The organism is Exiguobacterium sp. MMG028 (assembly GCF_027947425.1).
Taxonomy (GTDB): Bacteria; Bacillota; Bacilli; order Exiguobacteriales; family Exiguobacteriaceae; genus Exiguobacterium; species Exiguobacterium aestuarii_A.
The window spans coordinates 400483-413521 of record NZ_JAQJIN010000001.1 but is presented as its reverse complement, the minus strand read 5'-3'; the positions used below and the strand labels follow the sequence as shown (position 1 = coordinate 413521).

Annotated in this window: 15 protein-coding genes; 3 read left to right on the top strand and 12 right to left on the bottom strand. The window is 47.9% G+C overall.

Annotation, left to right across the window (positions count from 1 at the left end; translation table 11 throughout):
* Positions 1–103: 103 nt before the first annotated feature.
* Positions 104–967 (top strand): DMT family transporter, encoded by an 864-nt coding sequence (locus tag PJK55_RS02225; RefSeq protein WP_271304650.1) that lies wholly within the window; start codon positions 104–106, stop codon positions 965–967.
* Here the strand turns inward: PJK55_RS02225 and PJK55_RS02220 are convergent, their stop codons facing one another.
* The 3 genes from PJK55_RS02220 to PJK55_RS02210 all read right to left on the bottom strand — a co-directional run bounded on the left by PJK55_RS02220 (position 968) and on the right by PJK55_RS02210 (position 4591).
* Positions 968–2365: an MATE family efflux transporter gene (locus PJK55_RS02220; protein ID WP_214748140.1), complete on the bottom strand. Its 1398-nt coding sequence runs from the start codon at positions 2363–2365 to the stop codon at positions 968–970. It lies immediately after the preceding gene.
* Between the two features lie 78 nt (positions 2366–2443).
* Positions 2444–3685, bottom strand: coding sequence for a peptidase U32 family protein (locus PJK55_RS02215; protein ID WP_271304649.1), 1242 nt, complete (start codon positions 3683–3685; stop codon positions 2444–2446).
* A 9-nt stretch (positions 3686–3694) separates the two neighbouring features.
* On the bottom strand, positions 3695–4591 hold the full coding sequence (locus PJK55_RS02210; RefSeq protein WP_271305261.1) for a peptidase U32 family protein: 897 nt from the start codon (positions 4589–4591) through the stop codon (positions 3695–3697).
* Between the two features lie 154 nt (positions 4592–4745).
* On the opposite strand from PJK55_RS02210, the gene PJK55_RS02205 reads away from it, so the two are divergent.
* Positions 4746–5537: an SDR family NAD(P)-dependent oxidoreductase gene (locus tag PJK55_RS02205; RefSeq protein WP_271304648.1), complete on the top strand. Its 792-nt coding sequence runs from the start codon at positions 4746–4748 to the stop codon at positions 5535–5537.
* Positions 5538–5734: 197 nt separating this feature from the next.
* On the opposite strand, the gene PJK55_RS02200 is transcribed toward PJK55_RS02205, so the two are convergent.
* The 7 genes from PJK55_RS02200 to rnz are packed head-to-tail and all read right to left on the bottom strand — an operon-like array spanning position 5735 to position 10396.
* Positions 5735–6067 (bottom strand): hypothetical protein, encoded by a 333-nt coding sequence (locus PJK55_RS02200; RefSeq protein ID WP_271304647.1) that lies wholly within the window; start codon positions 6065–6067, stop codon positions 5735–5737.
* A 41-nt stretch (positions 6068–6108) separates the two neighbouring features.
* Positions 6109–6654 carry a hypothetical protein gene (locus PJK55_RS02195; protein ID WP_271304646.1) on the bottom strand — a complete coding sequence of 182 codons (546 nt, stop codon included), beginning with the start codon at positions 6652–6654 and terminating at the stop codon, positions 6109–6111.
* Positions 6627–7583, bottom strand: coding sequence for an ATP-binding cassette domain-containing protein (locus PJK55_RS02190; protein WP_271304645.1), 957 nt, complete (start codon positions 7581–7583; stop codon positions 6627–6629). The genes PJK55_RS02195 and PJK55_RS02190 overlap by 28 nt, the downstream gene beginning before the upstream one ends.
* Complete coding sequence (locus PJK55_RS02185) at positions 7561–8247, bottom strand: hypothetical protein (protein WP_271304644.1); 687 nt, start codon at positions 8245–8247, stop codon at positions 7561–7563. Before PJK55_RS02185 ends, PJK55_RS02190 begins: the two co-directional genes overlap by 23 nt.
* Positions 8198–8605 carry a DUF4430 domain-containing protein gene (locus PJK55_RS02180; protein ID WP_074033270.1) on the bottom strand — a complete coding sequence of 136 codons (408 nt, stop codon included), beginning with the start codon at positions 8603–8605 and terminating at the stop codon, positions 8198–8200. The genes PJK55_RS02185 and PJK55_RS02180 overlap by 50 nt, the downstream gene beginning before the upstream one ends.
* Positions 8602–9489 carry a hypothetical protein gene (locus PJK55_RS02175; RefSeq protein WP_214820166.1) on the bottom strand — a complete coding sequence of 296 codons (888 nt, stop codon included), beginning with the start codon at positions 9487–9489 and terminating at the stop codon, positions 8602–8604. Before PJK55_RS02175 ends, PJK55_RS02180 begins: the two co-directional genes overlap by 4 nt.
* Before the next feature lies 1 nt (position 9490).
* Entirely contained in the window at positions 9491–10396 is a 906-nt protein-coding gene (gene rnz, locus PJK55_RS02170) for a ribonuclease Z (protein ID WP_224861395.1), read from the bottom strand.
* Positions 10397–10470: 74 nt separating this feature from the next.
* Here rnz and PJK55_RS02165 point away from each other — a divergent pair, with 74 nt between their 5' ends.
* The gene (locus PJK55_RS02165) at positions 10471–10644 is read left to right on the top strand and encodes a hypothetical protein (protein ID WP_214748115.1); all 174 of its coding nucleotides are present in this window, start codon (positions 10471–10473) and stop codon (positions 10642–10644) included.
* Between the two features lie 45 nt (positions 10645–10689).
* On the opposite strand, the gene PJK55_RS02160 is transcribed toward PJK55_RS02165, so the two are convergent.
* A complete protein-coding gene (locus tag PJK55_RS02160) occupies positions 10690–11817 on the bottom strand; it encodes a M20/M25/M40 family metallo-hydrolase (RefSeq protein WP_214784020.1) in 1128 nt (375 codons plus the stop codon).
* Positions 11818–11990: 173 nt separating this feature from the next.
* Positions 11991–12989, bottom strand: a complete 999-nt coding sequence (locus tag PJK55_RS02155) for an aromatic acid exporter family protein (RefSeq protein WP_214782456.1) — start codon at positions 12987–12989, stop codon at positions 11991–11993.
* Positions 12990–13039: the final 50 nt, after the last annotated feature.

The following is a 13039-nucleotide window of genomic DNA, read 5'->3' as shown; positions in this document are numbered from 1 at the left end:
TCGAGAGGGGAGCATTTGTTTGTATTCCATGAATCATATCTTGCCACACGGCTGTTTTCCGATATGATTAACAGAGAACATACATATGTGAAGGAGTGTCGTCATGTCTTACCTCATTTTATTCGCTGCCGTTTTTTTCTTGTCGACGAGCGTCTTGTTCGTCAAATGGACGTCTGCTCCAGCTGAGACAGCTGCGTTTTACCGCATGCTGATCACATGTCTCATGCTACTTCCATTCGTCGATTTCAAATCACTCATCACAACGCGATTGATGACACGATATGCTTTGTTACTTAGCGGAACGTTGCTCGCGTTTCACTTTTGGCTCTGGTTTTTATCACTCGATTATACGACAGTAGCCAGCTCCACTCTTTTTGTTACATCGAGTCCGATTTTCGTCTTAATTGGAAACGCCTTGATCTTTAAAAAGAACCCGACGCGAAAAGGATTGGCATACGCGCTCGTAGCTGTCCTCGGTGGGATGCTTGTCGCTGCAGGTGATATTCAGCTCGGACGAGAAGCACTATTTGGTGACCTGCTCGCTCTGATTGCCGCCCTCCTCATCGCAGGGTACTGGCTCGTCGGTCAACATGTCCGGACATCGATGAACACGAATACGTACTCGTTTAGCGTCTATCTCGTCGCGACGGTCGTCCTTTGCTTCATGCTCCTCGTACGCGGGACGACGTTCACGGACTTTGAAACGGTCAACTGGTGGTGTTTCCTCGCCCTTGCCTTCTTCCCGACGATTTTAGGGCATAACCTGTTCAATTATGCACTCGCTCGGGTCAGTGCGACCGTCGTCAGTATTACCATCCTTGGAGAGGCCTTATGGGGAATGCTATTTGGGTACGCCTTTTTCGGTGAGCGACTCGGTCCGTTCCAGTGGCTCGGCGCCATCGTCTTGCTTGGCGGGATTTACTTGTTCCTAAAAGAAGACGCCCGCTCGACACGAGCGGACGTTTGATTATAAGTTTGTCGCTTTCGGATTTACATCATGCGCTTCTTGATCTTCTTCTGAAGGACGGAACAATAATTTACGGTCCCAGAACGCCAAGGCGACCGCTGTCAAAAACGTCATCGCATCGGCAATCGGAAACGCCAACCATACCCCGAACACTCCGAAGAACGACGGAAGTATAAAGACGAGCGGAATCGTATAGAGCGTCTGACGTGAAAGGGACAAGAACATGGCGACTCGCGCTTTCCCGAGTGACTGGTAAATCCCGTTAACGAGCATTTGAACACTTGGTAAAAACGAGACCGCGAACAAGATGTGAATCGCCGTCACGCCTCCCGCAATCAATGCCTCGTCCGTCGAGAACCATCCCATCAACGTATTCGGGAATACCTGCAAGATGAGCCAGATGATCACAGCGATTGCAATCCCTGCCCGCATCGCTGTCCATATGGTTTCGCGCATACGATCGTATCTTTCGGCACCATAGTTATAACCGACAATCGGTTGCATCCCTTGGACAATTCCCATGATCGGCATGCCGACGAGCGCCATGAACTTATTGATGATGGCGAAAATCGCCAACTCCTCTGTCCCACCGTATGTTCCGAGCATCACGTTGACGCCAACGAACAAGATGGATTGGGACACCATCATGATGAATGAAGATGAACCGATTGCCATAATCTCTTTCATCTCATCGAATCGTATCCGGAACTGTCGCCATTTGAAGCGCAGTTCCGTTTTTGGTTTTCGGGCGAAGAAGAATCTAAGCATCAATATGGAACCGATGACTTGAGCGAGTGCCGTCGAAGTCGCTGCACCGTACATCCCCCAGTCGAACGTGAAGATGAAAAGTGGCGTCGTGACGAGATTGACGAGAACGGTCGTCAACATGACCTTCATTTGATACGGTGCCTGACCTTCGGCACGAACCATCGCACTCGAAGCAAGTGTGAACATAAAGAATGGTGAACTGATCAAAACAACTGATAAGTACTGTCTACTGAGCTCCATAATCTCGGACGTCGCCCCGAAGACCATTAAAATCTCATCCAACATAAAGAAAGCGGAACTCACCGCGAGGGCAGCAAACAATCCGACGAGGACGAGCACATTCAAAAATGTGACAGCTGCACCGGCATCGTCTCCTCTACCTAACTTCCTAGAACTGATGGAGGCGCCACCGAGACCAACGGCACTCGACACGGCCATTAAGATCATCTGTATGGGAAACGCAATCCCGATGGCCGCGACGGCTGAAGCGCCAATGCCACGAGCGACAAAAATCGTATCAATGATATTGTAGAGCGCCGTCACGAGCATCCCGATCATCGCGGGTAGCGATAACTTAAACAGGAGTCGGCCGATGGGCTCTGTCCGCAATTGCTCCGTATTTTGGTTCATCCTTCCATCCCTCCGTCTCTATCTCTTAGGGTAGCAGGATTAGACAGTTCGGGCGACTATGTTGGCTCGGTGGATGTGTCAAACGAGGACTCGTGCCGGGACCCCTTTTCGCTTGCGCATGATGTAATCGGTCGCGACGGGTTTTTCCACTTTAACTCGAATCGTCATCATCGCTTGGTTGGCGGATTCGATTGGCTGACCGTCAACATCCTCAATCGTCTCGATGACTTGGGAGAAACGAACGAATCCAGGTCCGAAAAATTCAACTTCTTCACCGATTGAGAAGTGATTTCGTTGTTCGAGTGTCGCCATCCCGCTCGACGGGTCGTATGCGATGACACGTGCGGCAAATGCGTACTGAGGAATCGAACGTGGTTTCCCAAACAATTGTTCTTTCTCGGTCGGAATCCCGTAATAGAAACCACTCGCGAGTTCTCGCTGTGCCGCTTTCCAAATCTCTTCTTCCCAAGCCGGGTCGAAGACAAAGTTCTCAGGATCTTCACAGTATGCGTCAATCACTTGTCGATACACGTTACACACGGTCGCGACGTAGTGAATCGATTTCATTCGTCCTTCGACTTTCAAACTGTCGACTCCAGCGTCCACCAAGTCGGGAATATGTCGGACCATCGATAAATCGACCGAACTCATTGAGAACGGTTCTTCATCACGGGCCACCATCTCTTCCGTCAAGAGATTCCCCTCTTCAAAGAAGCCATATTTCCAACGACACGACTGGGCACAGCCACCTCGATTGGCATCCCGCAATGTCATATGATTCGACAGTGTACAACGACCGGAGTATGAGATACACATCGCACCATGGACAAACGTCTCGATTTCGACATCGACTTCTTGTTTCATTTGCACAATCTCATCCATCGATACTTCACGTGCCAATACAACCCGTTCAAGTCCTTCTTCTTTCCAAAAACGAAGTGTCTCGTAGTTCGTCGCGGAAGCTTGTGTCGACAGGTGAACCGGTAAGCCCTCCGCTTCTGTGAGACACGTCTCAATCATGGCAGGGTCAGAGACGATCACTGCGTCAATCCCGATATCACGGAGCGTGCGGAAGAAGTCACCAGCTCCTTCGATATCCCCTTCATGCGTCACCATGTTTGCAGCGACATATACTTTCGCCCCGCGAGCATGTGCGAAAGCCACACCTTCACGCATCTCGTCATAACTGAAGTTACCGGCACGCGAACGTAACCCGAATTGTTGACCGCCGATATAGACCGCATCGGCACCATAATGAATCGCCATCTTCAATTTCTCTAAGTTTCCTGCTGGCGCTAATAATTCTGGACGTTGTTTCATCTTGATCCCTCACTTGATCTCTTCTGGTTTGCGTAACAATAATCCCGTTCCGAGTCGAAACGCTTCCGGTTGTAATTCTCTGAGGCGGTGCTCCATCTCGATTCGGTCGAATTGACCATTCAATAGATTCGCCCGTGCGATGGTAAACAACTGAACGATTTCAACAAACTGTTCTTCCGCGTGCCAGCCGTCAAGTTTCCACGTATGCAGACCGTTTTTGACTAACGTCGGTAGCTGACCCATAAGCGTCAAATCTTCTGAGAAAATATGTGTGCCATTCTCGTCCTCGTAGATAGGATATCGACTCGCCGCATCTGCTGGCTCACTCATATAAAACTCACGTTGTTTCGCCTCTTCAGAAGGGCGTCCGAGTTCATTGAAATAGTTCGTCACGAGCGGTCGCTTCGAATGATGGATACACGTTGGACCGTACACTTGTACTTCAACGGGGAGACCGATTTGTTGCTGAATCAACACCAATTCCTCGAGAGTGACTTCTCGCGCAACGACGGCTCCGATGGCCTCACGTTTCCCCCAGAACTGAATCTGTTTGGCGGACGTGACGAGCGTTTGGGCATCGTACCAATATGGGATTTTCGCTTGACGGATTAAACGGATGGCCCCGGGATCCCCAGCTGTCACATCGTCGACGCCAATCGCTTTCAACGTTTGCAAATAATCCGGCAATTCTTGAATGTGGTCGTTATGCATCAAATTGTTGACGGCCACCGTCACTTCTTTTCCGTATCGATGGGCAAGCTGTGTGACTTCCCTCACAGCATCGATTGTCCAGTCTCCCTTTTGTCGCAAGCCGAACCTAGAATTCCCGATATACAATCGGTCCGTACCCGCTTTAATTAACGCTTCTGCTTGTTCGACGCTTTGCGCCGTAGTGACGAGCTGAATCATCATATTTGTTCTTCTCCCTACTTTGTGAGTCTAATCACATTTTCTTGCTATACTTTAGCATAGGATTGAATGTGCAAACGGGGCAGGATTTTAACAACTCGTGAAGAATTCAGTAACAATGTATGACTTTTCATTAAAGGAGTGGATCACGTTGTCAAAGACAGCTTTAATTACCGGCGCCTCGATGGGCATCGGTTTAGACTTGGCCGTACTCGCCGCACGAGACGGGTACGACTGTATTCTCGTATCCCGAAACGAACCTCGCTTACACGAACTGAAAAAAGTCCTTGAAACGAGATATCGAATCAATGTACATGTCTTCGCGCTCGATTTGGCGAAACATGACGCTGCCAAACAATTGACCTCGATGATTGAAGAAGCCGGACTAACCGTCGACTTTTTAATTAACAATGCTGGATTTGGAACGTCTGGTGCGTTCGCTGACCTCGATGCCGAGACGGAGGCGGACGAAGTACGATTGAACGTCAACACATTGACGGAACTGACAAAGGCCTATCTACCGGGTATGCTCGAACGAAATCACGGCTATGTGCTAAACGTCGCTTCCGTCGCTGCGTTCCAACCCGGTCCGTATATGGCCGTCTACTATGCGACGAAGGCTTATGTCCTCTCACTTACCGAGGCGCTGCATGCCGAAGTGAAAGGGAGCGGTGTTCACGTCAGTGTCCTCTGCCCTGGCCCGACAGATACGAATTTCTTTGATCGCGCGGGGAGTGAATTATCCTTCTCAAAAATGCCATCTCACCTTGTCGCCTTCTTCGGCTATAAAGGTGTCATGAATAATAAGCGCGTGATTGTGCCTGGCCTCTCGAATCAACTCCTAGTCGGGGTGGCCAAGTTGATGCCACGTGCTCTCAGTCTCGAAGTATTGCGTCGTGTCCAAAAACCAGCAGACGTGTCAGCCGCTAAATCAACGACATAAAAAAAGGAGCGACCGTCGCCGGTCGCTCCTTTACTTTATTAATCAATAATCATTCTACATGTATACAATTGAAGAAGAGAATCTATATCCAAATGATTGAAGGTCATACTCGATTTCAAAATCATCACTTCGAAAAATCAACCAGGTCGCAAAAGCAATCTGGTTGCTCAAACGTTTGAGGAGTTATATTGCTCCATTTATCGTTCTGAATGTAATCGAGAAACACTTACGAGCCGATGTAAAAAAACACCTGCTGGAATCATCGTCATGAGCGCTGTCGAGAGGACGACTCCCCACGCAAGCATAGCATCTAGTGACCATTCACCAGAGGTCAATTGATCCATCACGCTCAACTGTTCTACTGATAGAACAATCATCAGCGCTGGCCATACACTTGCCGCTAGAATGCTTAGCATGGCGAAACGTGCCCTCGTATAACGTTTCACTAATAGAACAAGGTTTAATAAGATAAACAACAACCCTACGAGTAGAAACATGCCGACTTCAGTAATGTTAATATATGCACTCATCCGTCGTTCACCTCACTCAATATGATAGGAATATTGTATATTTACCCGAGTTGTCGAAGGAATATGCGCTCAAATAGCGGACGAATCATGACCAAGAAGACGACATTCGAAATACCGTGGGCCAAATCGAATGGAAAACTGAGTAACAACAACTTCACGACATCCGTACCGACCACTTCAATGAACGCCAAGTTTGTCGTCCATCCATATAAAAAACCTGATAGTAAACCGAGTAGTAAGAAGAGGATTGTCGATTTCAAAAGAATCGGACGAAATAAACGGACGAGCACAACGACAAGAAGCCATCCTAAAAATTGAAAAAATACAAACGGACCAATCCCGAGCAATAGTCCTGACAAAATCGGGACAAAGAGCGCAAGGATAGCGGCCCCGTCCAAACTGACCAGTAAGGCCGTCAACATGATCATGGCTGTCGTCGGTTGAACATTCGGTATCGTCATAAAGAGCCAGCGTCCAATGACCGCAAGTGCTAACAATTGAACGAGTGGTTGAATCGGGATTCTAGATTTTTCGAACCGGTACAGCACGACGATTGCAATCAGGATGGCGAGGACGTATGTGACCATAAGGTGCTCCGATCTTGAAAAAGGTTCCGATCGCCTTGAAAGACGACTTGACCGCTCGCTAGATAAATCACATCCGTCGCAACCTGTATGAGGCCCATGTCATGTGTTGCACAGATGACGCGGGCCGACTTTGCTTTTTGTTGAAGCGCACTGAAAAACGCGTCCCGCTCTCCCCTCGTCAAATCCACGGTCGGTTCATCGAGTAAAAGGACACTCGACGGATCGTGTAGGACGGATTGAAGTTGGGCGACCCGACGCTTCCCTTTTTGTGGGAACGGACCCACTTCTGGATTGGCAGGAAGATAGACTGCTCGTTCTCCCTTTTTCACTCGCCCCTGAAGTGGACGTCTACTTCTAGCTAATAGTTCGAGTAAAGTTGACTTCCCACTCCCGTTCGTCCCGATACAAACTGTGAGTCCAGGCTCATTCATCTGAACCGTCACGTGATCAATCGCATAGGTCGCTTGCAGAGGATGCCGGTAAGATACGTCGGTCGCATCGATGGAAGGTGTCGTTTTCGATTCGTTGAACGTGAACGTTGCTTCTCCTGTAGGTTCTTTCGCTCGCTCGGTATAACCGATTTGCACCCCGATTCCAGAGATACGACGGAGCAACATTTCTAAATGCTCTCTACGAAATTGGTCTAGATGCCGAAATGGTTCAATCAAGACGATTGAATCCGGTCGATTTAATAGGGCATAGGCGACTCGAACAATCTGTTGTTCTCCACTCGAACATGCATCAAACCGCTTCGGATAAAGCGCGTCGATTTGTAATAGCGTAGCGAGTTCCGCACCTCGAAAAGAGTCGACGCTCGAAAGTAAGTGCCCAACCTTTCCTGAGAACGATTGTGTCATCTCGATCACATACGGGCGGTAACGTTCGACGTATTGCTCAAACGAACCGTCAACGGTAGATAACCATTGCATCACGCATTCCTCCTTTCGTGAGATAAGGATAAATCAGCCAAAGTCCGACAAACAGATGAAGTGAGGAAAAACAAATGATTCCGATGAGGACGATTTGCCATAAATCCTCTAAACGAAAGCGCCGTATCGGTTCAAATGCGAACTTCGGCTCAGTTTGCTGGCTTTCAATTCCGATTTGTACACCTTCTCGCCAGTATGCTCTCGGATGACTCCTGACTGCCTGACGTACCGCCTGCTCCATTGACGGGATGAGTGCCCATGCACCGTATAAGAGTGAAGACGACCGTGGAAAGTTCGATAAGAGCGGGAGCAACCGTTCGAGACGAATGATGCGTGCAATCCATAACATCCCGAGTAAAAAGGCAGCCAATTTCAAAAGCTGACGCCATATGTATCCATAAGAAATTTCCCAACCAATTAGGATGGGCATGATTGAAATCAGACCAAACGCAATCAGTATGGATAGCATTGACCAAGGGAAACGACGTTCAATGATAAGTAGCAAGAGGAGTCCAACCACAAAAAAAGTGACGTCTTCGACATTCATTAATATGTAAAGGTGACAGAAGAGATAGAAAAGGAGCGTGACAGGATGTCTCCGCTCCCAATCTGCCTCATTCGAAGAAAGCCACTGCATCTTCTTCGAACCGCCATTGAATGACATCCGTCGATTCCACTTCTTTGGCGCCCGCACCTTCATCCCCGGGTGCACCGTTGAAAGCAAATACCCATCCTGACGATTGTCCTTCAGATTTTTCTTCGATTCCTTCGATTGCCGTCACATAGGACATGTCACCGCTCCCTGTCACCTCAAGGTCGAGTCCTGTTGCTTTTAATGCATCGAGAACAGTCGCGTCCTCTTCTAAGCAGACACTTTTCTCTTGATAGAGCGTTTCCTCAGTCGCTGCGTTATAGACCGAAATAGTCGGACTCACTCCGCACGATTCTTGCTGCGCCTCTTCCCCGCCACATCCGGCAAGTAGTGCGGTCGCTAGTAGAGCAATCGTTACATATGATTTCATTGGTCTGTCAAATCCTCTCGTTGGTGTATCGAATAATTGTAAAGAATCGCATAGCGTTCACCTGTACTACGACCCTCTTGCGTCAGTCCGACGAGCTGGATACTGTTAGCAAGGACGGGTTCACGTTGTAGCCAGAACTTAACGAGTTCATTGTCACGGTTGATCATGAGCATCGACTCATTCTCGAACGTATACATATCATACAGCCCATCGTAAGAGAGTTGTAAGATTGGCGCGGCTATGACATCTGTATATTCTTCCCATGAAGGTTCCCTTAAAGTAGATAACATATGGTCAAATTCGACGAGTTTTTCAAAGAATGCCTGACCTGATTCTTTTCGTAATTCATCGACCTGTTCATAAGATAATTGTCCGTCTGCATACGTCACGCGAATTTGTTGGAACGATTCGGCTCGTTCGACCATCAGCAAATATTCAATCGTTTGGACGTTCCCTTCCCGATTAATTTGAAGTTTACCTCGGTCAAGTTTTATGGAGTCACTGTTGACTCGTTGCAAAATTTTCTCTGTCATCTCGTCGAAAGATTCATCCGTGACGGAGACGACACCAATTTGTTGCGATTCCGCACGAAATCCAGATTGGTCAAACAAGGGTACGAATAATAAGACGATAAAAAAGAAAAATCCTAAAAGCGCTCCATACCATTTATAGCGGCTGTTCTGTTTCGGGAAGAATAAAAAAGACAATAAAAACCCGATTGGGATATGAAATCCGCCGATTGGGAACGAAACGATGCCAAGCAGTGAATAAAATAAGAACTTCGGAAAGAAATTGGCTTCCGGTTCTTTCAATTGGTTCAAGCGAACACCTAACAGGACGCTGATCACTAAAAACGCGGCCCAAACATAGAGTTGAATGGTCACATCAATCCCCCACTGTATATTCTAGAAAGTCGGTCGCAACTAAACTCGATGGAAAATCCGAAACGACCTCTTGTTCAAATTCTTCCTCTCGTCCGACATAGCGAGCGGAAATATGTGTGACAATCAATTGGCCGACCGCAGACGCTTTCGCTAGTGTAGTCGCCTCACGCGTCGTCGAGTGACCATATTTTCGTGCGAGCGGTTGTTCACTTTCCATGAATGTCGCCTCATGAACGAGGAGGTCGGCCCCTTCTGCTAACAATCGCGCGTTCTCGCATGGTGTCGTGTCCCCAAGAATCGCAACGATTTTGCCCGGAGTCGGTTCAGTGACGTATTCTTTAGAATCGTACCATTTTCCTTCATATTCGAACCGTTCTTGTTCTTTGATTGTTTTATAGATGGGTCCACTTGGGATTCCAAGCTCTCTTACCCGATCGACGCGCAACGTTCCCGGTTTTTCCGGTCCTGTGACACGAAACCCATAAGAAGGGAACCGATGCTCTAATTTTCGCACAGTGATCGTATGACCGTCTTGCTCAAATGTGTCTCCGTCCGTGAATTCAATGACGTTCAACTCATAACCGAGATGAGAACCTGTGACGCGAAGTGTCGCTTCGAGCCATTTTTTCAATCCTTTCGGACCATAAACCGTGAGGGGATCCGTTCCGTCTAGCGCAGAGCGGGTCGATAAAAATCCAGGTAATCCGAACACATGGTCACCGTGCAAATGTGTCACCCATACCGCTGTCACTTTACGTGGTTTGACTTTCGTGTAGAGCATCTGATGTTGCGTCCCTTCACCACAGTCGACCAACCAAGTGACTTTTGGCAAGACGAGCGCAAGACCTGACACGTTGCGTTGTTTCGATGGCATACCCGAACCAGTTCCTAAAAACTGTAACTTCATAAATAAATTAGTCCTTTCTTCAAGTCCGTTCCATGCTATACTTGTGGTAATCGCTGAAAAGGATGTGATTTGTGATGACCAAGGCAGAACAACCCGAATCCATTTATGAGACGATTCGAGACCGTGCGGCTTTGATAAATCGCTTGCACCAACAGGAACAAGGCACCTCTATCCGCATTCACGACATAGCGATCGAACTTCATTGCACAGACGAGTTGATTTTGGAGTCTTTGGAGTTCGCAGCATAACGAGTACGAACACATACGAAGAGCCGACGAATGGTCGGCTCTTTTTTATTGCTTGGGTGATGCGACTTCTTCGACGATCGTGACGACATACTCGACGAGTTTATATAGCTCTTCAAGTGGCATCCGCTCGTTTGTCGTATGAATTTCTTCATAACCGACCGCTAAGTTGACTGTCGGAATCCCGCCACCGGCGATGACGTTCGCATCTGAACCGCCGCCTGAGTGCAAGATTCGTGTCGGACGTCCGATTGTCGCCGCCGCACGTTTTGCGACCTCGACAACTTCATCGCCTTCTTCAAACTTGAATCCCGGGTACATGATGTCGATGTCGACTTCGGCACGACCACCGAATGACTCCGCCACTTCGATATAGGCTTGCTTCATCGTTTCCGCCTGTTTCTCCATCTTCTCATGAATGAGCGAACGAGCCTCAGCGAGTACTTCGACATAGTCACAAACGATGTTTGTGGCACGTCCCCCTTCGAAGCGTCCGATGTTCGCCGTTGTTTCTTCATCGATTCGACCGAGTGGCATCTTCGCGATGGCTTTTGCTGCGATTTGAATCGCTGAAATCCCTTTCTCAGGAGCGACACCCGCATGAGCCGTCTTTCCATAAATCTTCGCGTTCACTTTCGCTTGCGTCGGTGCCGCGACGATGATGTCGCCGACTGGACCGTCCGAGTCAAGCGCAAAACCGAACTTCGCGTCGATTTTTGATAAATCCAAGACTTTCGCCCCGACGAGTCCTGATTCTTCCCCGACCGTAATCACGAATTGAATCTGACCGTGTGGAATCTGTTTTTCGTTCAACACGCGAACAAGCTCAATCATCGCTGTGAGACCTGTCTTATCATCTGCTCCGAGGATCGTTGTGCCATCCGTGACGACATATCCATCTTTGATGCTCGTCTTAATTCCCTTCCCAGGTGTCACCGTATCCATGTGAGCTGTGAAGTAAATCGGATCAACATTCTCTTTCGTTGCAGGCAACGTGATGATCAAATTGTTACCAGAATGTGCTGTCTTCGTTGATGCATCGTCTTCATACACATCACATCCAAGTTCTGTGAATACCGCTTTCAAGTGTTCACAAATGACAGCTTCTTCCTTCGTTTCTGAATCGATGCCGACCAATCCTAAAAATGTGTCGAGCACACGTGTCTCGTTTACCATAAACAACATCCCTCCATCCAAACATTTCTTGACCATTATAACAAACTCCCTTAGATTGCACGAATCTTTTCCATTCTGTACAATGATGGCAAACACGTACATGGAGGCAAGTTATGAAGAAAAAGCAAAAAAGACGACAACGCATCATTCAAATTGGCGTCATCGTCATCGTCTCAATCTTTTTGATCAGCACGTTTCTCTCGAGCATGACCATGTTCTTTTAAGAGCAAAATATAGCGCTCTTTCAAGATCAAGTAACTTTTCACATCCGATAAAATGTTCAACAAGGATGAGCGTACCTCAAATTCTTCACGTGTTGTGGGGAGAGGTACGTTTTTTCGATAATGTTCAATCATTTCTTCAAGTTCTTGCAGAAAAACGGAAGCGTCAGCCTGCTCGTTCACGTGGTCCCCGACACGACGCAAAAATGTTGCGACGGGTTTTGCTTCATTGACGACCATGGTGATCTCTCTTGCGTTATCAGCGACCCGCTTCAAAATATCGTATTGTCGCTCCCGCATCCGGAAGTAGAGATAGTCCATATCTTCATTCCGTTTCCCGATGGAGTTACCCATACGTCGAAGGGCTAAATCTTTCCCTTCTTTCAAATAGTCCCGTGTCTTGATCAGCATCATCGAATGATTGTTATACACACCGGTCTCGACACATGCTGCCACATCGTAAAAAAGTACGGCAAGTGATCGATCGATACTGTCTTTGATTCGCTCGATTTCGCGGTCTAGCGTCGGCATATACATGTTGACGACGAGTCCGACCCCGACCCCAATCGCGATGAGCAATAACTCGTTGATGAACAATTCAAGCGAGAACTGCGCCTCGGTATAGAGATGCGTCAAGATCACGACACTCGTAATGAGTCCATCTTGCAGTTTCAGTTGTTGTACGAGTGGAATGAAGATGACAAAATAAAGTGTGAGCGTCACCGGTGAATAACCGAGTAACGTAAACATCGCGGCGCCCATCCCGATGGCGAGAAGACTCGCCATGACACGCTCATAAGAGGCGCGAATGGATTTCTTGCGTGTCTCTTGAATACTCAAAATGGCGATAATAGCAGCAAATACAAAATAATCAAGATGAATCGTCTCGGAAATGAGCATTGCGATACCCGCTGCGACCGCGGTTTTTAACGTCCGCGTTCCAATTTTCATACTGATTTCCCCCTTCTCCATCAAATTGTTGACTAAATCAACTCGTTTGG

What these genes read in the sequence shown, in the direction of transcription:
- PJK55_RS02225 (WP_271304650.1), top strand. Translation starts at nt 104, where the DNA reads ATGTCTTACCTCATTTTATTCGCTGCCGTTTTTTTCTTGTCGACGAGC.
- PJK55_RS02220 (WP_214748140.1), bottom strand. Translation starts at nt 2,365, where the DNA reads ATGAACCAAAATACGGAGCAATTGCGGACAGAGCCCATCGGCCGACTC.
- PJK55_RS02215 (WP_271304649.1), bottom strand. Translation starts at nt 3,685, where the DNA reads ATGAAACAACGTCCAGAATTATTAGCGCCAGCAGGAAACTTAGAGAAA.
- PJK55_RS02200 (WP_271304647.1), bottom strand. Translation starts at nt 6,067, where the DNA reads ATGAGTGCATATATTAACATTACTGAAGTCGGCATGTTTCTACTCGTA.
- PJK55_RS02195 (WP_271304646.1), bottom strand. Translation starts at nt 6,654, where the DNA reads ATGGTCACATACGTCCTCGCCATCCTGATTGCAATCGTCGTGCTGTAC.
- PJK55_RS02190 (WP_271304645.1), bottom strand. Translation starts at nt 7,583, where the DNA reads ATGCAATGGTTATCTACCGTTGACGGTTCGTTTGAGCAATACGTCGAA.
- PJK55_RS02185 (WP_271304644.1), bottom strand. Translation starts at nt 8,247, where the DNA reads ATGTCATTCAATGGCGGTTCGAAGAAGATGCAGTGGCTTTCTTCGAAT.
- PJK55_RS02180 (WP_074033270.1), bottom strand. Translation starts at nt 8,605, where the DNA reads ATGAAATCATATGTAACGATTGCTCTACTAGCGACCGCACTACTTGCC.
- rnz (WP_224861395.1), bottom strand. Translation starts at nt 10,396, where the DNA reads ATGAAGTTACAGTTTTTAGGAACTGGTTCGGGTATGCCATCGAAACAA.
- PJK55_RS02165 (WP_214748115.1), top strand. Translation starts at nt 10,471, where the DNA reads ATGACCAAGGCAGAACAACCCGAATCCATTTATGAGACGATTCGAGAC.
- PJK55_RS02160 (WP_214784020.1), bottom strand. Translation starts at nt 11,817, where the DNA reads ATGGTAAACGAGACACGTGTGCTCGACACATTTTTAGGATTGGTCGGC.
- PJK55_RS02155 (WP_214782456.1), bottom strand. Translation starts at nt 12,989, where the DNA reads ATGAAAATTGGAACGCGGACGTTAAAAACCGCGGTCGCAGCGGGTATC.